Annotated in this window: 14 protein-coding genes; 9 read left to right on the top strand and 5 right to left on the bottom strand. The window is 52.1% G+C overall.

Annotation, left to right across the window (positions count from 1 at the left end):
* The first annotated feature begins 110 nt into the window (after positions 1-110).
* The 5 genes from NFR55_RS09710 to NFR55_RS09690 all read left to right on the top strand — a co-directional run bounded on the left by NFR55_RS09710 (position 111) and on the right by NFR55_RS09690 (position 9,833).
* Complete coding sequence (locus tag NFR55_RS09710) at positions 111-1,271, top strand: AAA family ATPase (protein ID WP_338052327.1); 1,161 nt, start codon at positions 111-113, stop codon at positions 1,269-1,271.
* A gap of 123 nt (positions 1,272-1,394) precedes the next feature.
* The gene (locus NFR55_RS09705; protein ID WP_251548557.1) at positions 1,395-2,171 is read left to right on the top strand and encodes a DUF58 domain-containing protein; all 777 of its coding nucleotides are present in this window, start codon (positions 1,395-1,397) and stop codon (positions 2,169-2,171) included.
* Complete coding sequence (locus NFR55_RS09700) at positions 2,168-4,123, top strand: BatA domain-containing protein (protein ID WP_251548556.1); 1,956 nt, start codon at positions 2,168-2,170, stop codon at positions 4,121-4,123. Before NFR55_RS09705 ends, NFR55_RS09700 begins: the two co-directional genes overlap by 4 nt.
* Before the next feature lie 15 nt (positions 4,124-4,138).
* Complete coding sequence (locus NFR55_RS09695) at positions 4,139-6,931, top strand: vWA domain-containing protein (RefSeq protein WP_251548555.1); 2,793 nt, start codon at positions 4,139-4,141, stop codon at positions 6,929-6,931.
* Between the two features lies 1 nt (position 6,932).
* Complete coding sequence (locus NFR55_RS09690) at positions 6,933-9,833, top strand: leucine-rich repeat domain-containing protein (protein ID WP_251548554.1); 2,901 nt, start codon at positions 6,933-6,935, stop codon at positions 9,831-9,833.
* Positions 9,834-9,888: 55 nt separating this feature from the next.
* Here the strand turns inward: NFR55_RS09690 and NFR55_RS09685 are convergent, their stop codons facing one another.
* The 5 genes from NFR55_RS09685 to argC are packed head-to-tail and all read right to left on the bottom strand — an operon-like array spanning position 9,889 to position 14,526.
* Positions 9,889-10,395, bottom strand: a complete 507-nt coding sequence (locus NFR55_RS09685) for a GNAT family N-acetyltransferase (RefSeq protein WP_251548553.1) — start codon at positions 10,393-10,395, stop codon at positions 9,889-9,891.
* A 5-nt stretch (positions 10,396-10,400) separates the two neighbouring features.
* Positions 10,401-11,348, bottom strand: coding sequence for an ornithine carbamoyltransferase (gene argF / locus NFR55_RS09680; RefSeq protein ID WP_251548552.1), 948 nt, complete (start codon positions 11,346-11,348; stop codon positions 10,401-10,403).
* 25 nt (positions 11,349-11,373) lie between these two features.
* Entirely contained in the window at positions 11,374-12,570 is a 1,197-nt protein-coding gene (locus tag NFR55_RS09675) for an aspartate aminotransferase family protein (protein ID WP_251548551.1), read from the bottom strand.
* 29 nt (positions 12,571-12,599) lie between these two features.
* On the bottom strand, positions 12,600-13,475 hold the full coding sequence (argB, locus tag NFR55_RS09670; protein WP_251548550.1) for an acetylglutamate kinase: 876 nt from the start codon (positions 13,473-13,475) through the stop codon (positions 12,600-12,602).
* 16 nt (positions 13,476-13,491) lie between these two features.
* Positions 13,492-14,526 carry an N-acetyl-gamma-glutamyl-phosphate reductase gene (argC, locus tag NFR55_RS09665; protein ID WP_251548549.1) on the bottom strand — a complete coding sequence of 345 codons (1,035 nt, stop codon included), beginning with the start codon at positions 14,524-14,526 and terminating at the stop codon, positions 13,492-13,494.
* A gap of 230 nt (positions 14,527-14,756) precedes the next feature.
* On the opposite strand from argC, the gene NFR55_RS09660 reads away from it, so the two are divergent.
* The 4 genes from NFR55_RS09660 to NFR55_RS09645 form a co-directional block, all read left to right on the top strand.
* Positions 14,757-17,507 (top strand): zinc ribbon domain-containing protein, encoded by a 2,751-nt coding sequence (locus NFR55_RS09660; protein WP_251548548.1) that lies wholly within the window; start codon positions 14,757-14,759, stop codon positions 17,505-17,507.
* Between the two features lie 151 nt (positions 17,508-17,658).
* Positions 17,659-19,101, top strand: a complete 1,443-nt coding sequence (locus tag NFR55_RS09655) for a hypothetical protein (RefSeq protein ID WP_251548547.1) — start codon at positions 17,659-17,661, stop codon at positions 19,099-19,101.
* A 191-nt stretch (positions 19,102-19,292) separates the two neighbouring features.
* Positions 19,293-22,658 carry a glycoside hydrolase family 3 C-terminal domain-containing protein gene (locus NFR55_RS09650; RefSeq protein ID WP_251548546.1) on the top strand — a complete coding sequence of 1,122 codons (3,366 nt, stop codon included), beginning with the start codon at positions 19,293-19,295 and terminating at the stop codon, positions 22,656-22,658.
* Between the two features lie 2 nt (positions 22,659-22,660).
* Positions 22,661-23,484 (top strand): AAA family ATPase (locus NFR55_RS09645; protein WP_251548545.1); only part of this gene is annotated, 824 nt, incomplete at its 3' end.

Here is a 23,484-nt window from a genome sequence, read left to right as displayed (position 1 = left end):
GCTCGCACGGCTCGCTTGCAATGACAGCAACACCCAACATGTCATTGCGAGGAGGGCGTAGCCCGACGAAGCAATCTCAGCCGAAAGAAAGATATTTTTACGGAGACAAAATGATTAAAGAAGAAAACATCAAGAAATTCAGCGAACAGTGCAAAAATATATTTTCGCAAATCGAACGCGACGTTATAGGTCAAAAAAACGTAGTGGAAGGCGTTGTAATCGCCATGATTGCGGGCGGCAACGTGCTCTTGGAGGGCGTGCCCGGAGTAGGCAAAACGCGTTTGGTTCGTTCGCTCGGCAGGGTTTTCAACTTGCCGTTTTCGCGTATTCAGTTCACGCCCGACCTCATGCCCGCCGACGTTACGGGCACGAACATAATAGTTAAAGACGCGCAGGGCAACACCGAATTCAGTTTCCAACCCGGTCCCGTATTCAGCAACATAATCCTTGCCGACGAGATAAACCGCGCCACTCCCAAAACGCAGTCCGCGCTTTTGGAAGCCATGCAGGAACACACCGTAACTGTAATGGGCGTATCGCGCAGGCTCGAAGAACCGTTTTTCGTGCTCGCCACTCAAAACCCTGTTGAGCAAGACGGTACTTATCCTTTGCCCGAGGCGCAGATGGACCGCTTTATGTTCAAGCTCATTGTTAAAAACCCGAGCTTAGACGAACTAATGGATATAGTAAATATGACTCAAAAGACCATGGCGGAGGTTGCGGAAGCGGCTTGTAACGGTCAGGATTTGCTCGATATGCGCAAGACCGCAAACGCTATACCCGTAGCCGAGGACGTAATGCGTTACGCTATGATGCTTTGCTCCGCCACTCACCCCGACAGCGACTGCGCTACCGAAACGGCTAAAAAATACGTGCGTTTGGGCGCAAGCCCCCGCGCGGGACAGGCACTCATATCGGCGGCGAAAGTTCGCGCGCTCCTTTTGGGCAGATTTAACGTATCGTATTCCGATTTGCACGCGCTCGCGTATCCCGTGCTTCGTCACCGCATGAAGCTCACGTTCGACGCAATCGCCGAACGCATCGACCCCGACGAAATAATCGAAAGAATTATAAAAGAGGTGGAGGGGCGCAGAGGCTCTATGCTCGGCAAGGCGGATAAGCAAGCCGACGAACAACCGCTTGCTCCAGAGTCCGAAAACGGGCAAGAGCAGTCCGCCGTACTTGAAAACGAAGCCGCAACCGAAGCGGCGGAAACCGAAACGGAACAAAACGGAAAAAAGAAAAAGCGCGGGTTTTTCGGGAGAAAATAAATGGCGTTCTCTTACTTAAACGACGGTTTTTTTGGTCGGTTAGAGACGTTGGCACTGAATTTGCGCTCATATTTAACCGGTTTTTTCGGAGGAAAACACCTTGTTCGTACTTACGGGCAAACGGTGGAATTTGCCGATTACCGCGAATATATGCTCGGCGACGATATAAGGCGAATAGATTGGAACTTATACAGCAGGTTTGAAAAGTTTTTCATTAAGCTGTTTACCGACGAACGCCAAATGCACACGCAGATTTTTCTCGACTGCTCCGCGTCCATGGGCAAAGTGAGCCCCGAAAAAGGCGCGTACGCCGTGGCGGTTGCCGCCGCACTCGGCTTTTTGTCTGTTCACAATATGGACAAGGTTTCTTTCGAACTTACGCGCGGCGCGCGCAGTGAAAATCCGTTCGGCACGGTAGTGGGGAAGCAGTCCTTTTTTCGCGCGATAAAGTCGCTTGAAAACATAGTTTTCGAGGGCGACGCCGATATTTCTTCGGCTGTGGCGGCTTGCCCGAACACGGGCACCAAAGACGGCATAACCGTTATAATTTCCGACTTTTTGTCCGATATCGATTGGCGAAAGGCGGTGGACTATCTTTGCTACAAGCGCAGACAGGTTTTGCTCGTTCAGGTGCTCACGCCGGAGGAAGCAGACCCTCTCTACAACGGCAGAGTAAATCTCATAGACTCGGAGTCGGGCAGTTTGGACGACGAGCGCAACATGAAAATGCGCATAACGAACGGCATGCTCGCGGCGTATCAAGAGGCGCTTTCCGACCTCATTGCGGACATGAACTACTATTGCACTTCGCGCGACGCGAACTTTATTTCGGTGCGCACTAATCAGCCTATAGAAAAAGTCCTTTTCGGCGAACTCTTCAAAACGGGTATTATGGCATGAGTTTACTGTTACCTTTGGGACTCATAGGCTTGATTGGCGTAGTCGCGCTAATCGTAATTTATATAATCAAGCCGAACTATCAGCAGAAATTCGTTTCCAGCACGTACATTTGGAAACTGAGTTTGAAATACAAGAAAAAAACTCTGCCCATAAGTCGGTTCAGAAATATATTGATATTTTTGTGCCAGATACTCATACTCGTATCTTGCGCCCTTTTGTTGGCTCGCCCGGTGATTGCGGGTGAAAAGGAGCACGTTTATTCCGAGCGCGTTGCCATAATAGACGCGTCGGCGAGCATGCGCGTATCCGACGGAAACGCGACTCGGTTCGAACGCGCGGTAGAGGAGGCTCGCGCGCTTGCCGAAGAAACCGAAGAGCTCGGCGGAATTTTTTCGCTCATAATAGCCGACGACGAGGCGCATTTCGAGGTGCAACGCGTAACGGCGGAAAACATGCGCGAAGTCTACGACGCCATAGACGCGCTCGCGGAGCTCGGCGCGGAGGGGTGCACTTTCGGTTCTGCCGACCTCGAGGGCGCGATAGACTTTGCGAGCGAGGTGCTCATTGTAAATCCCGACAGCGAGGTTATTCTTTACACCGCAACCGAATTTTTGGAAAAGGGCGGCGTGCGCGTTGTGGACGTGTCCGAGGACGGCGAGTGGAACGCCGCCATACTCGACAGCAGAGCCGAGATAGTAAACAACTATTTCAACATTGCGGTAGACGTGGGGTGCTACGGCAGGAGCGAAGCCGTAACCGTAACTTGCGAGATATACAATCTCAACGGAAGCGGCAACAACGAAACGATAACCATGCAACAGCGTTTCACCGCCGACGAAAACGAGCTTACTTTCGATTTCAACGAGGCGTATCTCACCAACGACTGCAACGGACTGAAAATAATTTCGTTCGACCGCGTTTACATTTCCATAGACTCCAACGACTCTTTCGCCGACGATAACTATTATTTCCTGTACGGCGGCACTAAAGAGAAGATAAAAATACAGTATTCCACGTCCGACACGGCAAACCCCTTTTTCCGTCAGGTTCTCTATCTATTGCGCGAAAACTTGAAAAACAAGTGGGATATAGAGCTTTCCGAGGTTAAACCTGGCGCGGCGAAAACCGAGGGCTTCGACTTTTACGTGTTCGAGCACAAAATGCCGGAAAAGATGCCCGAAGACGGCGTTGTGTTTTTAATGGACCTTGACGTTGCGCCGCAAGGCTCGGGCTTAACTTTGCAGTCGGAGGGCTTTTCGGTAGACAAAAATTCCACTCTCGCGTCGGGCGAAACTCACCCCGTAATGCGCGGAATTCTTCCCGAAACCATAACCATATCCAACTATCGCAAAATCACGAGTCACGACGGTTACCGCGAGCTTATGTATTTCCGCGGCGACCCGCTTGTTCTCTTGAAAGACGCGGGCAAAACCAAAACGGTGGTTTTCTCCGCCGACATACACAACTCCAACGTAGCCATACTTTACGCGTTCCCCATGTTTGTGCGCAACGTGTTCAACTATTTTATTCCGTTTACCTTCACTAAAGACACCGACGACTATACGCATCCGTCCGCTCGCTACGCTTTCGGCATAGGCGATACTTTGGAGTTGCGCGCCCGCGGCGATTTGGTAAACGTGGAAGGTCCCGAGCTTGTGGAGGAGTTTCAATTTCTCGACGGCGGCGTTGTGCACAATCTTGCTTTGAAACGCCCCGGAACTTACACCGTTACGCAGGACACTTTGAGGGTGGAGGGAATAAAAGAAGAGTTTTTCGTTAGTATTTCAAATTACGAAAGCAACATAACAAAGCAAGTGGACGCTCTTCCCTTTTTGGAAAGAGTGGTTAAGTACGAAGAAGAGGACAAAGACCTGCTCATATGGTTTGCGTCCGTGTTGGTGGGATTGCTCTTTGTTGAGTGGTTCTTGCAGTCGCGCGAGTATTTTAAGTAGGAGGGGCGGAGAGAAATGTCTGATTTTTCCATAAATTTTTCCAATCCATGGCTGCTGCTCCTTTTGCTTCCCGCAATAGGGCTTACCCTTTTGCCGTACCTTCGCATGAACAAGCACTACCGCCGCAACCGCAACCGCATTGCGTCTATGGTGTTGCACATGCTCGTTATGGTGCTGTGCGTTTCGGTGCTTTCGGGTATATCGTTCGACTACGATACCCCCAACCGCAATAACGAAATAATACTGCTTGTCGATTCCTCGTTCAGTTCGCGCGACGCGGCGGAACAACGCGACGAGTTCATACAAAACGTAACTGCGGAATGCGGCGACGAATTCAAGCTGGGCATAGTGAAATTCGGCTACGACCAAAAATACGTGGCTCGGCTCGGCGATGACGGGCGCGAGGTATTTCGCAAATACATTTCGTCCGACGACCCCGACGTGAGCGCGACCGATATCTCGTCGGCACTCAAGTATGCGAGCGGGCTTTTTACAAATCCGCTCACGGCTAAAATCGTGCTCCTATCCGACGGCTTGGAAACCGACGGCAAAGCCGCTTCGGTTATAAAGGGCATAGCCGCGCAGGGCATTAAGGTAGACGCGATATGCTTTAAGGGCGGCGAGCACGACGAGGTGCAGATACAGGAAGTAATAGTTCCCGACTACAACGTAGACGTTAACATGCCCGTGAATTTCGTTGTGAAAACGCGCGGCAATTACGGCGGCGAAAACAAGAAACTCAATATCACGGTTTACGACAACAACGCGGCGGCAACGCCCGTGTCTTTCGATATGGTTTCGGGCGACCAAGCGTTTAATCTCACGTACACGTTTACCGAAAAGGGCATGCACGAGTTGCGTTTCGAAATTTCGGAAGCTACGGGCGGCGACACCGTGGTGCAAAACAACTCGTACTACACCTACGTGAACATTGCCGAATACAACAAAATACTGCTTTTGGAAGCGTTCGACGGAGAGTCCGAAAAACTCGTAAAAGAACTTTCGGAGCAGGGCAACGACGTAACCGTAAAAACTTTGGAGAACGAAATAGACTACAATTCCGTGCCCAAAACCATAGGCGAGCTTGCCAAATTCGAGCAGGTTGTGCTCGTGAACGTGGCAAACTCCGATTTGCCCGCGGGCTTCGACAAGATGCTGTACGACTACGTGTACAATCTCGGCGGCGGTCTGCTTACCGTGGGCGGCAAAACGGATATAGGCGCGGACGGCAAACAAATTCCGCACGCCTACAACCGCAAGGATTTGGAAAACACGCTTTTGCAGCAAATGTTGCCCGTGCAGGCGGTGGACTACACTCCGCCCACGGCTATAGTGCTCGCGCTCGATACCTCGGGCTCTATAGGCGCGGACAAAATAAAATATATAAAAGAGGGTGCGAAAGCGCTTTTGAACCAACTTAACACTTGGGACTACTGCGGAGTGGTTCGGTTCGACAGCAATTCGGTGGAAACTTATCCCGTAACGCCCGCGACCCAAAAAGATGAGATAGCGGCGGAGATAGACAAGTTGGCAAACGGCACAGGCAGTACCACGTTTTCGTCGGGCATAACGCAGGCGGGACAAATGCTTGCCGCAACCAAAGCGGAGATAAAGCACGTAGTGCTTGTCAGCGACTGTATGCCGGGCGACAACAGCTCTGAAGATGCCGAGGGCAACAAAGCGAGCTTTATAGACGCGGTAAGACTTAACGCCAAAAACGGCATTTCGCTTTCCATAGTGGGCATACAAGACCCCGCGGGCTATAAAGAGCTTATGGAGCAAGCGGTAAAGGTGAGCAAAGACGAAACCGGCAGGGGCGAATTTTTGTGGACTTCGAACAGCAGCGGGGTAGGCGGCTTGATACTCGAAGATTTGACGAGTTCCGCAGTGGGCGAAATAGTATACGGAGAGGAATTCAAGCTGACTATCGATAAGCCTTCGTCGTCGGCGATGGCGGGAATTACGCAGGAAGAACTTGACGGAACGCCCTTTACGGGTTATTACGGCACTCGTCTTAAAGCGGAAACGCAGGACAACGCGCTCGAAGCTCCGCTTATGGCGGAATACGTTCCCATGTTTGCGCAGTGGAAATTCGGCGCGGGCAAAGTGGGCAGTTTCATGAGCGACCTCGGCGGCGAGTGGTCGGGCGAATTTTTGAACAAACCCGTAGGCAAAACTTTCGTTAAAAACATAGTTACGGGACTGTTCCCCGCAAACGGCATAAAACAGCCCGATATGGACGTTGTGATGCGCCTCGACAACTACGGCACGCAAGTTAACGTGTACACCGAGCGAGCCGAAGGCGAAACCGTAGAGGTGAAAGTAATTCCGTTCTCTGCGGCGGCAAAAGAGCATTACGGCAACAAGACGATAGAGGTTATCTCGGGTAACGGCAACACGAACTTTTCGTTCTCGGTTTCCTGCCCCGGAATATATACCGTATCGGTGGAGAAGAAGAACGCGGAGGGAAGCGTCGTTTCGGCGATGGCAATGTACAGAACGGTTTCGTATTCCGAAGAATACGACGTGCTTGCCGACCGCGAAATATCGGGCGAAGAGTTTTTGGCGGGCATTGCCCAAAGCGGCAAGGGCGTAATGCTCGAAGACGTGTGGCAGATATTCCAATCGTTCGTGCGCACGTTGCACAAAACGGTAGACCCGCGAATTGCGTTCCTGATTATGGCAATAGTGTTGTTCTTGCTCGACGTGGCCGTGCGTAAGTTCAAATTCAAATGGATACACGAAATAGTACGCGACCGCAAGGCGAAAAAGGCTCTCATGAACGAGACGCGCAAACAAGGAGAGTAACATGAAAAAATTGCGCATCTTAATTTGCATTATGTTGGTGTTGGGGTGTTCGGCGGCTTTCGCGGCTTGCGGCGGCGCACGGTTGTCCAAACCCGGCGGACTGAGGATTGACACCGACGCCCTGACTTTATCGTGGATAGAGGTGCCCAACGCCCGCTATTACACGGTGAGTTTCAACGGCGACGAGCGCGAAACGCGCAAAAACAATTTCTCGTTATCTGCGCTTGCGCCCGGCGATTACACGGTTAAAGTAAAGGCTTGCGGCGGCGACGGATACGACAATTCCGACTGGTCGCGCTCTTTGAGCTTTACGCGAGAGGTTGAGCCGGGATTTACTTTCGCGCTCATAAAGGGCAAGACCGAATACGAGGTAACGGGAATGGGCAGTGCGGACGGAGTTGCCGTTGTGCCCGACGAATACCGCGGAAAACCCGTAACGAGGATAGGCAAGCGTGCGTTTGCCAATCGAAGCAAACTCACGAGCGTGGTTTTGGGCAACAACATAACCGAAATAGGCGAGCAGGCGTTTTATAACTGTTCGTATTTAACGAGCGCGAACATACCCGAGAGCGTAACGAAGATAGGAAAGCAGGCGTTTCAGAGTTGCCGCCTTTTGGAGGGCGTTGTAACAATACCGAACGGAGTGACCGAACTCGGAGAAAGCGCGTTTGCGTACTGCCGTTCCATTACGGGCGTGCGCATAGGAAGCGGAATAAAATCTATAGGCGACAGCGCGTTTTCCGACTGCGACAAGCTCGCCGAAATAGTTTTGCCCGACACCGTTGAGAGCGTGGGCGAGTACGCTTTTTCCAAAGCGGTGGAAGCCGTGAGTCTTACCATGGGCGCGGGGCTTAAAACCGTGGGCGATTACGCCTTTTACGGTTGCGCAAAACTGCCCGAAATAAAGATAGGCACAAGCGTGGAGAGCGTGGGCAAAAACGCGTTCGCCGACTGCACCGCAGTTACGAGCGTTACTATACCCGACAGCGTGCTCACGATAGGCGTCGAAGCGTTTTACGGTTGCTCTGAACTTTCCTCCGTGTCGCTCGGAAGAAACGTGGAGAGCATAGGGCGCAACGCCTTTTTCAAAACCGAAATATGGCAGTCCGATACCGTTAAGTACGAGGAGGGCGAAACTCCCTCGTTTACAGCCGACCTCGTTTATCTCGGCGAGGGCGACAGGCAGTGGGTAATAGGTTGCCGCAACAGAAACTACGCAACCGACGTGAGCGGTGCGGTTAAAGACGGCACTTACGGAATTGCGGGCGGCGCGTTCTACCGGCACGACTCAACGTGGGAAAGCGAAGTCGCTGTGTGGGGCATTACTCTGCCCGACAGCGTGCAAATAATCGACGCGTCGGCGTTTGCGGGCAGTAAAAAACTGCAAAGCGTAACCATAGGCAAGGGCGTGAAGAAAATAGGCTCGTACGCGTTTTCCAACTGCTCGGGCTTGTATAACGCATATCTCGGTTCGTACAACGGGCACGGCGGAATTTCCGAAAGTTCGCTCGAGATTATAGACAACGCCGCGTTTAACGGTTGCAAGAGCATAAAGAATATTACCGTGCCCGATACGGTTAAGAGTATCGGAACGGACGCGTTCAAAGATACCGGATTATGGGAGCAGATAAGCGAAACCAACGCGCTCGTATACGCGGATAAGTGGGTGGTAGGCTACGGCGGCACAACCGCGTCGCATATGATTGTAAACAATATGAAAGCCGACACGGTGGGCATAGCCAACTACGCGTTTTACAATTCCATAGCCGTATCGGTTGCAATACCCGACAGCGTAAAATATATAGGGCGCGGCGCGTTTTACGGCAGTAAAGTATTGCAGAGCGTGAATATTCCCAAATCGCTCAAAGATATAGACGAATATACTTTCTACAATTGCTCGGTTCTCAAGCTCGATACCATACCGAGTAACGTAAAAACGATAGGGCGTTCGGCGTTTTACGGTTGCGAGTCGCTCGGACTCGCAAGGAGCACGGGCGCGACGAGAACGGAATTCAGCATACCCGACAGCGTGGAGTATATAGGCGATTACGCGTTTTACGATTGCGGCATAGCTCTTACGGACGAGGCGACGGGCTCTATAATCATTACGGGAATTACCGACCTTATAATAGGCAAGGGAGTAAAGAGCATAGGCAGTAACGCGTTTGCGAATTTCGTTTCGCTAAAAAGCGTTACCGTGGGCGAGAACGTAGCCGAGCTCGGCGAACGCGCGTTCTACAATTGCGTAAGTTTGCAAACGGTTGTTTTGCCCGACTCGCTAAAGTCGGTGCCAAAGCGCACGTTTTATAACTGTCCGTCGCTTACGAGCGTGAATATCCCCGACGCCGCCGAGAAGATTGACGATTACGCTTTTTACAGGTGCGAGTCGCTGTCAAGCATTTCGCTTCCGTCGCTCGTAACCGAAATAGGCAACTATGCGTTTTACGGTTGTGCTTCGCTCAAGAGTTTCGACCTTGCAAGCGTGTCGGTTTTGGGAACGCAGGCTTTCCGCAACTGCAAGAGCTTAACGAGCATGGTTATAAACGACAACATAACCGCTATGGGCAATCACGCGTTTTACGGCTGTTCGCTCCTTACGGTGTATACCTCGCGCGAAACCGCGCCCGAGGGGTGGAGCTCGCGTTGGAACTCGTCTTATCGCCCCGTGGTGTGGGGAGCTAAACTCGACTCCGAAAATAAATACGTTGTGTCTATAACGATAACGGATAAGAGCTTATCCAACTACAACGAGCGAACGGCGTTTTACGACCCCGCGCGTTCGGGCTATTGGTTCGACGGTTGGTCTGCCGACGAGAACGCAACTGCGGGCAATCCCGATATAATCGATATAGCGAGCATGCCGAAAGGCACGGTGCTCTATACCGTGTGGGCGGAAATGTAATTTACCGAAATACAATAAAAAAGCGGATATCTTCAAAGATATCCGCTTTTTCGAACTACTCTTTGTAAGCGGGGGAAATATCGAAATTTTTGCTTTGCAGTTCCTTTACGAACAGTGCGCGTATGTAGCCTTTTTCGGTAGAGGTGGAATGCACGTAAAACCGTTTGCCGTAATAGTACCTCGCAAGGTTGTAATACTTGGCGTTTGTGTGCAAGGCGATTGCGGTAAAACCGCGTTCGGCGCAGTAGTCTATGGCGGACTGCAAAAGTCCGCTTCCCACGCCGCCGTTACGCACCGAGGGTTTCACTCCGAAGCGGTACAGGTAGGCGAGTTCGCCGCTTAGGCTCTTTATGCGCACGCTTCCGAGGATTTTGCCGCTTTCGTCTTCGGCAACGAAAACTTTGTGCGCGGCAATATCGTCGAGCACCGATTGCTCGGTTTCGTGAAGCGCTTTTACGTTTATATTTGCCCCCACCTCGTCGGCGTACAGCTTAAACGCTTTACGCGTAACCTCGTTTATTTCGTTTGCGTCGGCGGGGTTCGCCGTTCTGAAATTTATCATAGCTTTCAGCGGTTTTTCATGAGCAGATACATTACCGCTTTTTGCGCGTGCAAACGGTTTTCCGCTTCTTCGAACACTATGCTTTGCGCTCCGTCTATCACGCCTTCGGTAACCTCTTCGCCGCGGTGCGCGGGCAGACAGTGCATAAACACCGCGCCGCGGGCGGCTTTCGCCATGAGTTGTTCGTTAACCTGATAGGGCATGAGCGCGTCTATCTTTTCTTTTGTCTTTTCCTGACCCATGGAGAAGAACACGTCGGTGTAAATCACGTCGCAGTCTTTAGCCGCTTCGTCCACGTTGTCGGTAACGCTCACCTTGCCGAACTGCGCGGCGGAGTTTACTATATCTTCGTTGGGGCGGTATCCGTCGGGACAGCAGCAAACAACCTCCATGCCTACTTTTGCGCCGCCTATCATGAGCGAGTGCGCCATGTTGTTGCCGTCGCCGAAATACGCCATTTTAAGCCCCTCGAGTTTGCCGAAATGCTCGTATATCGTCATGAGGTCGGCAAGTACCTGGCAGGGGTGGTAGTCGTCGGTAAGACCGTTTATAACGGGGCAGGAGCTGTATTTCGCAAGTTCCTCCACGTCCGACTGCTTGAACGTGCGTATCATTATGCCGTCTATTCCGTATCTGCCGAGCACCAATGCGGTGTCGCGTATGGTTTCGCCTCTGCCGAGCTGAATATCGTCTTGCCGAAGCACGAGCGCGGTGCCGCCGAGCTGTTTAATTCCCTGCTCGAACGATACTCGGGTGCGGGTGCTCGACTTTGCGAAAATCATGGCGAGCGTTTTGCCCTTGAGATATTCGTGCTTTTTGCCCGCGTGCTGTTTTTGTTTGAGCATAACGGCGGTGTGAATTATTTCGTAAATTTCGTTTACCGAATAGTTGGCGAGGGTGAGCATATGCTTGTTTGCCACAACGCCTTTTCTCTTATACAAACTTATATCCATTTTTTTCTTTCTCCGTTTTTGTTCTTTATACGTTAGTATGCGCAAACAAATCCATTAACTTGTTGCACGCCTCGTCCGTTTCTTCTTTGGTGATTGTGTAGGCGGGGGCGAAGCGCAGGGTGTTGTTTCCCGCGGTTAATATTATTACGCCGTTCGCCGCCATTTTGCCTACGATTTCGGCGTTTTGCACCTTTTCGGTGAGGTTTACGCCGAGCAACAGTCCTTTGCCGCGCACGTCGCGCACAAAGTTGAATTTTTTGAGTTTGCTCAGTTTGCCCAAAAGGTATTCGCCCTTTTTTGCCACCTCTTCGAGCAGTCCGTTTTTGAGCCTGTTTACCACCACGCGAGCCGCGGCGCATGCAAGCGGATTGCCGCCGAAAGTTGTGCCGTGGTCGCCCGGCGCAAACGCCGTAGCCGCGTCGCCGCGGGCGAGTACCGCGCCTATGGGCACGCCGCCGCCCAAGCCCTTTGCGAGCGTGATTATATCGGGCTGTATGCCGTAGTGCTCGAAACCGAACATTTTTCCGGTGCGCCCCATGCCTGTTTGCACCTCGTCTATCACAAACAGTATGCCGCGGCTCTTTGCGAGAGCGTAGGCGTTTACGATATAGTCGTAGTCGGCTGGAAGCACTCCGCTTTCGCCCTGTATCACCTCGAGCATGATTGCCGCGGTGTGCTCGTCGGCTTCGTTTTTGAGCGCGGCAAAGTCGTTATACGGCACGTGCGTAAAGCCGGGAGGCAGGGGAGCGAACGGCTTGTTGTACTTTTCCTGACCGGTTGCCGTAACCGTCGCTATCGTTCTGCCGTGAAAGGAGCCTTTCGCCGTGATGATTTTGGGGCGGTTCTCGCCCTTGTTGTAAAAGTGCTTGCGCACGAGCTTTATCGCGCCCTCGTTGGCTTCCGCGCCGCTGTTGCATAAAAACGCTCGCTCGAATATGGTTCCGCTCAAAAGTTCTTCGCACAAGAGAGCTTGCGGCTCGTTGTAATAAAGGTTGGAAGAATGTATGAGTTTGTGCGCCTGTTCGCATATTGCGGCGGTAAGCTCGGCGTCGTCGTGCCCGAGACAGTTAACCGCAATGCCGCCGCCCAAATCAATGTATTCGTTTCCGAACGTGTCGTATAGCTTACTGCCCTTGCCGTGCGTAAAGCATATGTTTTGGCGCGAAAACGTGTGCATGTAGTTTTTCGCGTCCAGCTCTTTTATTTGCCTTAAATCGAGCATTGTGCTTCGTTTCTCCTATTTTTGTGTGTTTACGGGGTTACCATTGTGCCCACGCCCGAGTCGGTGAAAAGTTCGAGCAGTATGGAGTGGGGGATTGTGCCGTTTACTATCAGCACGTTTTTCACTCCGCACTCGATTGCGTCGGTGCAAGAGAGCGCTTTGGGCACCATACCGCCGCGTATTCGTCCGTCGGCAATCATTTCTTTGAGCCCGTTTACCGTTATTTCGGGTATGAGCGACGACGGGTCGTTTTCGTTCTCGCGCACTCCGTCCACGTCGGTGAGATACAGCAGTTTTTCGGCGTGCATTGCGCCGCCTATCGCGCCCGCGGCGGTGTCGGCGTTCACGTTGTACGCCTTGCCGCAGTCGTCCGCGCCAATCGTTGCAATCACGGGAATGTAGTCGTTGCTTATAAGCGTATCGAGCACCGCCGTGTTAACGCTCTTGATTTTGCCCACGTAGCCGTAATCCGCGCCGCTCGAGTCCGAGTACTTTTCCACGCGCACAAGTCCGTCGTCCATTCCGCTTACGCCCACCGCCTTCACGCCCAAAGTGCCGAGCGCGGCGGCTATGTTTTTGTTGAGTTTGGAAAGAGCCATTTGCACTATTTCCATGGTTGCGGCGTCGGTAACTCTCAGTCCGTTTCTAAACTCCGACTTTATTCCCAGCCGCGACAGCATGGAGTTTATCTCCGGTCCGCCGCCGTGCACCAAAACGGGAGCTACGCCCACGATTTTGAGCGTTGCCACGTCTTGCATAATGGTGCGTATCACGTCGGGATTGTTCATGGCGTTGCCGCCGTATTTTATCACTATGGTTTTGCCGCGGTAACGCGAAATGTAGGGGAGAGCTTCGGTGATTATGCTCGCCCTCTCGATAAGCTCGTTTTGTTTGTCCGCCGTCATGCTGATTTTCTCCTTCTCAAAGGTGCGCGCCTATAATCGGCAGTCCCTTATCTTCCGCAAACCCAAATAAAATGTTCAGATTTTGTATCGCCTGTCCCGAAGCTCCTTTTATGAGATTGTCTATAGCCGATACTATAATTATCTTTTGGGTTCTCTTGTCGATTTTGTAGCCGAACGCGCACACGTTGCTGCTTGTTACCCATTTTATTTCGGGAAGCACGCCCTCGCCGAGCGCAACCGCAAACTTTTCGCCCTTATACATGGAGTACGCCTTGTCTACGTCGGCGGCTGTCGCTCCGTTTTCCAAATCCGCGTAAATCGTGGCGAGTATGCCGCGCTTAACGGGCAACAGGTGGGGAGTGAAATTTACCGATATGCGCTTGCTAACCGAAAGCTGTTCTTCTATTTCGGTGGTGTGCCTGTGCGTGGTAACTCCGTAAGCCTTGAAATTTTCCGCCGTTTCGCAGTAGTTGTAGTTTTCGTCCGCCTTTCGTCCCGCGCCCGTAATGCCGCTCGCCGCGTCTATTATTATGCCGTCGCTCTTTATCGCGCCGAATTTTATAAGCGGGTAAAGCGGCAAAATGGAGCACGTTGTGTAGCAACCGGGGTTGCCCACTATTTGCGATTTCGCTATTTTTTCGCGGTTTATTTCGCACAGTCCGTACGCCGCTTTTGCGTTGAGTTCGGGGCGGGGGTGCGTTACCGAATAAGTCTTTTGATATAAGTCGATATCAGTATACCTGAAATCCGCGGATAAATCAATTACTTTAACGCCTTTATCGAAAAACTTGCCGCCTATTTCCGCGCTCGCCGCGTGAGGAAGCGCGGTAAAAACAACGTCGGCATTTTTTGCTATGCGGTCTACGTCGGGTTCGCAAAATTTCATGTTGCCGTACGCAAACCCGAGTGCGGGGTAAAGCTCGCGCAACTCTTTGCCCGCGTGCGAACGCGAAGCCGCCGCCGTAAGCGTAAGCTCGGGGTGCGCGTGGATTAGTTTTATGAGTTCGAAACCCGTGTAACCGTTGGCTCCTATTATTGCCGTGCGTATCATGCGTAATCTCCCGTATAATCAGAGTATATAAATAATTATACATCATAATGAATATTTATGCAAGCGTTTTTCAAACGAAAAATAGGCCCGCAAACGGCGAAAAACATTACGAAAAGCAACAAAAAGCAACAAAAAAGTGAAAAAACGGCGCTAAACGCTTGACGAAGTCGGGGGGGGGTATATACTTAGATAAAATAAAAAAATAAGAAAACGGAGGAAAGAAGGAAGGAATGAAAAAGTGTGGAAAATGCGGCGCGGAATTCGAGGGCAAGTTTTGCCCCGAATGCGGCGCGAAATGGCAGGAAAAGCGCGTGTGCCCCGAGTGCGGCAACGAGCTTGCGGAGTCGGTGCGGTTTTGTCCCGAGTGCGGTTGCGCGGTGGGCGGAGCACAGTCGGCTTCTCCGAGCGTAGCGAGTGCGCCCGCGCCCGAAACCGCGGCAACGGCAACCGCGCAACCTATTGCGGCGGAGCGGGAAACAACTGCGCAGTCTGCGCAAAAATACGGGCAAAAACCCGCGCAAAACGCAAACACTCTCAAAACGGTGCGCACGGCGTTAAAATACATACCGTTCGGACTGTTCGCGTTGTTCTCGGTGCTGTTGTTTGCGTTCTACGCCGGCTCTATAGCGGTGGTAGAGGGGTTCGGCGAAAGTCTGGGCAGTGTGTACGGCGATATAACCGACAACATACCCGTCATGGGCGGATGCGTGGGTGCGCTTATAGTGTTTTTGCTCGCGTCGCTCGCGCTCTCGGGCTTTATGGCGGCGGCGTTGTTTACGAATAAGTTCAAGGGAAAAGCGGTGAGCATATTCGGCAAAGCGTACATGCTCCTTACCGAGTTTCTCGCGTATCTTGCGTTTGCGCTGTATTTCGTATTCTTTGTAATAGCCATAGTTGTAATGGCAAAAGTGTCGGCGTTCGACGGCGGCGTGGGTATGATATCGAGCGGCGCGTGTCCCAAACTTATACTTGCGTTTGCAATAATATTCTCGCTTCTGACCGGCGGCGCACTTGTTGCGGATATGTTTATTGTGAAGAAGTTCCCCGAAACGGCGACGGAAGAGAAGGCAATGCGTGCGCGAGCCATAGAGGAAAAGAAGGCGGCGGACGAACGCAAACGCGCGGAGAAAGAAGCGGCGGCGTTGCGGGCGGCGGAAAACAACTACGAGGAGAAAAAAGAGATAAGCGTAACCGACGATACTCCCGTATGTTTTTCGGGCAAACCCGTGCTTAAGAAAGTGAACGTATACGTGCGCTTCAGGCGCATGCTCAAAGGCATGGGCATTGCGAGCATGATTATATCCATCTCGTGCATGAGCTTGATGGGTCTTATAATGGGCTTGGGAATTCCCAAAGAAATAATTTTCTACGTAGGACTCGGCGTAATCGGGCTGTTCGCGTTTTTGGGAATATTGTGCGTATTGCCGCCCGCGAGTCGTTGGTCGCCTACGCAATTGCAAAAGCGTTCCGCAATCAGCGGCGGTAATGCCGGCGCGGGCGGGTTCTATATTACCGGTCTTATTTTCAACTGTATGTTCCTTGTGGGCGTGTTCGTTATTGCAAATATATCTTTGAAAGATGAGTTTTCGGGTTTCTTAATTCCCGTCGGAGTGCTCGTTTGCATGGTGGGCGTGTTCAACTTAATGGGAATTATAGCGTGCTCGGTTGTAAAATCCCGATATAAGGAACTTGCCAAACATTTTTACGGCACGTCCGAACCGTACAGCGATACGCGGCAGGTAATTCCGTTCGTGCCCGAGAAAGAAAAAGCGTTTTACGCCGCTTACAAAAAGAACAAATCGGTTGCGGGCAATTACCCCAACGGCCGCGTAGTTGCAAAGCCCCACGCCGTGCGTTCCGCGCTTTCGGTGCTCGCGGCAGTGGCGGTTATCGTAGCTATAATATCGTTCAACTTTGTGCTCAGTCCGTTCTCGGCAAGCTACGTTTCCGCCCTTTCCAAAGACTGCGACACGGGATATGACGGCACGTATTTGGAAGCGTATTTGGGCAAGGCGGACGAAAACATTAAGCCCGACGACAACAATGGAACGGGCAGGATAATGATGTGGTTCGACGGCGAATACAAAAGCGCGTACAACAAGTCCAAAAAGCTCGCCGAAGAAATGGAAGAAGCCTTGCTTGAAGGCGACTTTGAAAAAGCGGAGTCTATAACCAAAGAAATGCTCGAGCTCGAAAAGAGCTTGGTGAATATGACTTTCCGCAGTCTTACAATACGCACGAACAAAGACGGATACGTAACGAGCGTGCGGCTTGATACCCGCACTCGGGTGGGCGAACAGATTACCGAAAAGGTTGCCGAAAAAGTAGAGCTCGATAAGGGCGTTCAACTGCTTCGCGGATACTCTCCGTCGGGCTCGATATACGCAAAATTCTATTACACCGACGGAAGCTACAAGTACGAACCCGTTCCGTCGTCGGCTTTTGCAACGCTCGACCCTTTTGCCACGGGAATGCAAACGGTGGAATGGCGCGACGAATGGGGTTCTTACGAAATGAAAGTTTCGTTGAAAGACAGCATTTCGGGCGAGTTCAAAGGATATAAATACACGCTTTCCGTAAATCAAAAAACGGGCGACCTGTATATGAAATTATCGGGCAAAGACGTGGACGGTTTGTATGATTATACCGTTACTCCTTGGGACGGATACGCGCCGTACGTGAAACGGCTTGCCGTTTCCTTAAGCTCGGAATACCACCCCACAATGAGCTTTGTGAAAAACTTCACGTCGCTTCGCGATTTGATAATAACCGAAAACACGAATTATTTCGATATGTACGGCTTGCGCGACTTGCCGTTGCTTAGCGATATTTGGCTCGAAGCGTCTTACATGCCGAGCGATTGGAATATATCGCAGGAATTGAAAGACAAGATACATTTGGGCAACGAGTGGAGCTATGTGAACGGCGAACCTACCTTAAAAGAAATTCTTCCCGATACGGAAGAGGGCGAGCAAATATAACAACGCGAAAAGAGCAACTTGCGAGGTTGCTCTTTTTTTTTCGCGATTTTTCTTTTCGACAAAAAAAATTAAAAAAATCTCGCGCGATTGATTTGACGGCGCAAAATTTATATGATATAGTACAGTTAGTTTATAAAAGGAGGTAACCCGATTGGCAAGCAGCGGAGTGTGCGAACTGTGCGGATTTGCGGACGACAGCTTTCGCATAGAAGAGAACGGCGCGGTAATGAAAGTTTGTAAGTTTTGCCACGACGGTTATCTCGAACGAATGGGAATATCGCCCGAGGAAGAACAAACGGCGCAAGACGTGGCGTTGTCGCTCGATATCGAGGAGATAGAGAGCGCGGGCATAGATATAGACGGCATGAGCGGCGAAGAGCTGTTGCAGCTCAAAATGGAACTCGAGGAGCGCAAAGAGAAAGTGCGCGTAAAAACCCTCGACTCCCGCGAGCTCGACAGTTTGCTCGAGGGCACGGAAGACGACAAAAAGGTGCTCACGGGCGTAAGGCAGAAAGAACAGCGGCGAAAGAAAAAGGCTCTCGCGAGCGGACTCGACGACGACGGCGAGGACTACAAGGCTTCGGAAGAACTCATAAGAAGCGGCGAGGAACTTCAGCGCGTTGTGGCGGGGTTGGGCGAAACGGACTCGGAGCTTGATATAGAAGCCGCGCCGCTTATAGCCAAAATAGTAGCCCCTGCGGCGGAAACGCAACCTATCGAGAGGGCGGGCGGAGAAGAGAGCCGCAAAATAAAGGAGCAAAACGAAGTACCGCGCAAAGAAATTCAAAGCGCAAAGGAGCATGAAATGAGCGATAAGAAAATCGCGGAGAACGCACAGGCGGAACGCGAACAAAGCAAAGAGGAAAAGGCGCGCGAAAAGATACGCGCGGCGGCTCATCAGTCTATAGACGACGAGCGCATACGCATTACGAGCCCCGAAGTTGCGCTCAGCAAAGACAAACGCCCCAAAACCAACTTCGACGTAGCCACGTCCGAAAACGCGGGAAGCGTGCGCTTTTTGGACGCGTTCAAATACGTTATGCACAGGGTGAGTTACGCGGTATTGCTCGGCTTAATCGTGCTTGCGGTTGCCACGGTGCAGTTTATTCGCGAGGGCTGGCAACACGGACTCATAGTGTTCGGCGGCGGCGTGGGCGCGGTTGCGGTAGGCTTTTTGATTATGTGGTATATGTCGCACTGCTACGAACTTGACCGCAGGGCGCAGTTACTCAGAATACGCCAGCAGGAAATACTCTTCGAGAGCATGCGCGGCGATTGCTATCGCGAACTGCGCACCAAATTCACGGTGATTAAAGCTCTCGGGTGGCTTCTTTCCAAACTTTCGGTACTGTTGCCGCTCGTAACCTTTGTGGGCGGAAACATAGCCGCGGTGATAGTGTCGTTCGTGCTCGGCGGAATGTATTGGCTTATGCCCGTGGTTTCGGTTGCGGCGTCGGTTGCGGGCGTTTTGGTTTATTACCTGTTTAAGTTTGCGGCGGACTGCGTGGCTTACGCGCTCGACCGCGAACGCAATCAGCAGATACAGCAACAAACGCTTTTGGATATACTCGACGAATTGCGCAAAAACAAATAAGCGCAAAAATGGCGCGGCGAAAAACTTCGGGCGAAAGTTCGGAGTTTTTTTTGTGGAATTTTTTACAAAAACGGGGGGGGGGTAGTTCTTGCAATTGTGAAAATAATGTGATATAATATATACTGTGTAGTGCTATATAAGTATCTTGTAACCTAACCGAAAAGTTATCGCCGAGGGGTAAAATCAAAAAGATGATAAGAAACGAACGACTCATAACCTCAATGACGCTCGAGCAACGCATAAAACTAATTACGGGCGTAAAGCAATATGCGAGCAGGTCTTTGGACGCATTTGCTTTTCCCGTGTTCGAACTCAAAGACGACCCCATGTATAATGCCGGCGTTCGCGCAACCGCTTTCCCTCAAGACGATACTCTTGCCCGCATGTGGAACTCAACCGTTGTAACGCAGGTGTATAAGTGCGTGGGTAACGAAACCAAGGCGGCGGATTTGCCCGCGTATTACAATATTAGAAACCGCGTAGAACCGAATACTCCGTCGTCCGACCCGTTTGCCGCGGCTCGGTTTTTTGCGGCGAAAACCGCGGGGCTCAACAAGAGCGGCGCGTTCGTGAATTTGGAAAACGTGAGCGTTGAAACGGACACGCCCGAGCAAAAGACGGAAAGCAAACTTATATACGATTTGATTACCTCCGCTTCCGAACCAGACTCGGTTGTGGTAAAGCGAGCCGACAGGGCGGAAGAGAGCGTAGAGCGCGACGCAAACAGGCTTATGTACGGCGTTGCGCAAAATAAAGAAGAGGTTGCCGCATACCTCGCCGCGGGATATTCATACGTGTATCTCGCCGAAGATTTCACGGACGAACTCGTTCCGTATCTTACCGAACTTACCGTGGAATACGACAAAGCGTACGACGCGTGCAAGCGCGGCAAGATAACGCCCGAAAAGCTCAAGCTGTGTTGCGACGAGCTTGCTATGTTGCCGCTCGAAAGAATAAACGACGCGTGCGACAACGTAATAGATATGCTCATTGCGCTCGGGGCGAACAACTCCGCCGCGGTGCTTGAAAAGAAAACGTCTACGTCCGGTGCGGGCGCACCTCTTTTCGACGAAATCGAGCACGACAAAATCGCGCTCACGGCGGCGCGGCAAAGCGTTGTGCTCGTGAAGAACAACGGCATACTGCCGCTTAAGCGCGAAACAAAAATAGCGGTGCTCGGCGAATACGCCAAAGACCCTTCTTATCACGATAGCGGCAACGAGCCTACATTGCTCGGCTTGCCGTTCGAGGTGATTAACGACCACGAAATTCGCGCCACGGGTTTTGCGTACGGATACAAAAAGGGCGAGATAGGCAGAACCGATTTGCATAAGACGGCGGCGAAACTTTGCAAGAGTTCGGACGCGGCTCTCGTGTTTCTCTGCGCCGAAAAGGGAGCGTACGCCCTTCCGCCCGAGCAAATCGAATTTTTGGACGCGTTGCATGCGAGCGGCGCGAAGATAATAGCCGCGGTGAGCGCGGACTCAGTGATAGACATGGCGTTTGAAAGCAAGTGTTCCGCCGTGCTGTTTACGGGCAGAGGCGGGCAAAAGTCGGCGAGCGCGGTTTTCGAAATCATAGCCGGCTCGGTCAATCCGTCGGGCAAATTCGCCGCACCCGTTCCCATGCGCATAAACGCCGAAACGGGCGAGACGAGCGGCGAACGCTATCCGCTCGGCTACGGCTTGAGTTACACCACATTCGAATACACACGGCTTGAGGTTTCGGACAGAGGCATAACGCTCACCGTGACCAACACGGGCGAATACGACGGCTACGCAACGGTGCAGATGTACGTGCAAAAAGCCGCCGAAAACGGTGCGCAACCCGAAGACAAAAAACTGCGCGGATATTCCAAAATTTTCGTAAAAAAGAAAGACGCCGTAAAGGTGAGTTTGCGGTTCGGCGAGGAAACTTTCCGCACCTACGACTCCGAGAAAGACCTGTTTTGCGTGGCGGGCGGCGAGTATATAGTGTACGTGGGCGACAGCGAGCGCAACATAAGGCTGAAGGGCGACCTCACGCTTGCGCCGCACGTATATAACGAGGAGTATTTCGAGAACGAACTCGAAGCCGAAACCGACGACTGCGACAAGGCGTTTCGCGAGTTTGCCGACACTGCGGACAAGCGGGAGTTTTACGCGCGGGGCAAAGAGGTATCGCTCGGATTGCGGCTTGCGATATCGCTTATGCTACTCGTATATCTAAACGTATCGGTAACGCTTTTGTGCGTGTACGGCGTTGTGCCCGATATTACGCTTTCGTATATTATAGTGGGCGTTGCGGCGGGCGTAATCGACGTTGCCGTGATTTGGTATATCGCTTTGTCGGTTAAAAATCGGCGAAAGGCGCGAGCTGTGCGGCCCGAGCCCAACCTCGGCGACGTTGTGGCTAAGCTCGACAACTTTACCGAGCTTGCGAGCGTATCTTACGAAAAGCCGATAACCGCCGACCGACTCGATGAGGAGCGGGAAGAGGTGGAGAAGGAAGCCGAGGCTCAACCCGAAGAAATCCCCGCGGAAGAAATCATTCGCACCTACGACACGGGATTTACCGAGGGTGACAGGCAAAACATAAAGTTCCGCGAGGACGTATCGTTCGGCGAGCTGTGCAACAATTTCCACGACTACGTGCTCGGTTGGGGCGTTGAGGTGGAAACCTCGAGCGTTCGCGCTCTAATGGCTGCGCTCGCGGCGAGCAAGCTCATATTCATAGACGTGAAAAACAAGGACGTGCTTCCCACCTTTTTGCTCGCGCTCGGCGGATATTTTCAGGGAGTGGAAGCGGTGGAAGCCAAAGAAAGTTGGAACCGCCCCGACCATCTTATGTGGACGGCGGAGGGCGACAAATACGTGGCTTCGGGATTTGTAAACGCGGTTTACACGGCTTTGCACACGCCCGACAAAAACGCCGTAGCCATAATAAACAAGGTGCGCACCGAAAATCTGCGCGGCTATTTCAACGACTTTATTCGTTACGCGCTGTTTCCGAGCGAGTCGCACGTGTGGCGGCTCAACGACGAAACCGCGGTAACGCTCCCGCATAACATAAGATATCTGCTGTTTACCGAAAACGGGTTCGGCGACCTGCCGCGCGATATGGCGGGCGCGAGCGTGCAAATAGAAATGATATGCAGCGCCGCCGCCGCGCCGGGCGAAGCGGTGGAGGTAAAGCCCGTATCGGTGAGCGGATGGAACGACCTCGTGAAAGAAGCTCGCGAAGAGCACTACCTGCCCGAAACGGTATGGAAGAAGATAGACGAACTCATTTCGGTTATAAACGCAACCGAGCGTTTCTCCATAGGCAACAAAAGCCTGTTGCAACTCGAGAGGCTCACCTCGGTGCTCATGGCGTGCGGCGCGGACGAGAGCGAGGCGTTCAATCTCGCGTTTACCGCTAAGCTCGCGGCACGACTTAAAAACCTTGAAATGTACGCCCGAGACGGCGGCGACAAAAAGGTGTTCGGGCTCGTCGAAAAACTGTTCGGCGACGAAAATCTCTCAAAGATACAAAAGGCGTTGACTAAAACCGCAACGGCGGGGCAGGCGGCGAAATGATTATGCGTAGTTTAACGGCGGCGTCGGCTTTTGCCGAAAACATTTTGAGATTGCTCGATAAGCTGTGGGACGCTCTCACGAGTAAAACCGCGTTGCTTATTTATATCGCGTTCGCGCTCGTGTTCGTGGTCTTTTTGGTTGCCCGCATTATTTTCGACGAACAGCGCAGGGCGAGAGAACTCAAGTATCGCGCCGAAGCCGATACTTTGGCGGAGCGCGAAGCGGCAAACAAGACCATACGCGACACCATAGACAAATCCATGCAGACCAACCCCGGCATTATCGTTGCGGGCGGCGGAGTCGCGCCGAGCGGAAATTCCGCGGCGAAACCGTCGGCTAAGGCAAGCGGCGGCAACTCCTCTTCCGCCGAAGAAGAAAACGAGGGCGGCTCGCGGTTTTACATGCTCACGGAAATAGACAAAGAATATGAGCTGTACGTGCGCCCCGAGTACGACGACGGCATAGGATTAAGAGAGCTTTGCGAGGTGTTCCGCAATTTTGCGGCGGGCAAACTCAAACTGTATTACGATATAGAAGATATCCGCCGCTTTATAGGCGCGCTCGCGGTAACAAAGCTAATCATACTGCAAGGTATGTCGGGCACGGGTAAAACGTCGCTTGCGTATGCTTTCGGCGAATTCCTAAACAACAAAACGGTGGTAGTGCCCATACAGCCCATGTGGAAAGAGCGCACCGACCTCGTGGGATATTACAACGAGTTCACTCGCAGATTTAACGAAACCACGCTATTGTATAAAATGTACGAAGCGAACTGCAACGAAGAAATCTACGTGACGGTGCTCGACGAAATGAACATAGCTCGAGT

This window comes from Pumilibacter intestinalis (assembly GCF_943193005.1).
Lineage (GTDB): Bacteria > Bacillota > Clostridia > Christensenellales > Pumilibacteraceae > Pumilibacter > Pumilibacter intestinalis.
This window is presented reverse-complemented; position numbering and strand designations above follow the sequence as displayed.

What these genes read in the sequence shown, in the direction of transcription:
- NFR55_RS09710 (WP_338052327.1), top strand. Translation starts at nt 111, where the DNA reads ATGATTAAAGAAGAAAACATCAAGAAATTCAGCGAACAGTGCAAAAAT.
- NFR55_RS09700 (WP_251548556.1), top strand. Translation starts at nt 2,168, where the DNA reads ATGAGTTTACTGTTACCTTTGGGACTCATAGGCTTGATTGGCGTAGTC.
- NFR55_RS09695 (WP_251548555.1), top strand. Translation starts at nt 4,139, where the DNA reads ATGTCTGATTTTTCCATAAATTTTTCCAATCCATGGCTGCTGCTCCTT.
- NFR55_RS09690 (WP_251548554.1), top strand. Translation starts at nt 6,933, where the DNA reads ATGAAAAAATTGCGCATCTTAATTTGCATTATGTTGGTGTTGGGGTGT.
- NFR55_RS09685 (WP_251548553.1), bottom strand. Translation starts at nt 10,395, where the DNA reads ATGATAAATTTCAGAACGGCGAACCCCGCCGACGCAAACGAAATAAAC.
- argF (WP_251548552.1), bottom strand. Translation starts at nt 11,348, where the DNA reads ATGGATATAAGTTTGTATAAGAGAAAAGGCGTTGTGGCAAACAAGCAT.
- NFR55_RS09675 (WP_251548551.1), bottom strand. Translation starts at nt 12,570, where the DNA reads ATGCTCGATTTAAGGCAAATAAAAGAGCTGGACGCGAAAAACTACATG.
- argB (WP_251548550.1), bottom strand. Translation starts at nt 13,475, where the DNA reads ATGACGGCGGACAAACAAAACGAGCTTATCGAGAGGGCGAGCATAATC.
- argC (WP_251548549.1), bottom strand. Translation starts at nt 14,526, where the DNA reads ATGATACGCACGGCAATAATAGGAGCCAACGGTTACACGGGTTTCGAA.
- NFR55_RS09660 (WP_251548548.1), top strand. Translation starts at nt 14,757, where the DNA reads ATGAAAAAGTGTGGAAAATGCGGCGCGGAATTCGAGGGCAAGTTTTGC.
- NFR55_RS09650 (WP_251548546.1), top strand. Translation starts at nt 19,293, where the DNA reads ATGATAAGAAACGAACGACTCATAACCTCAATGACGCTCGAGCAACGC.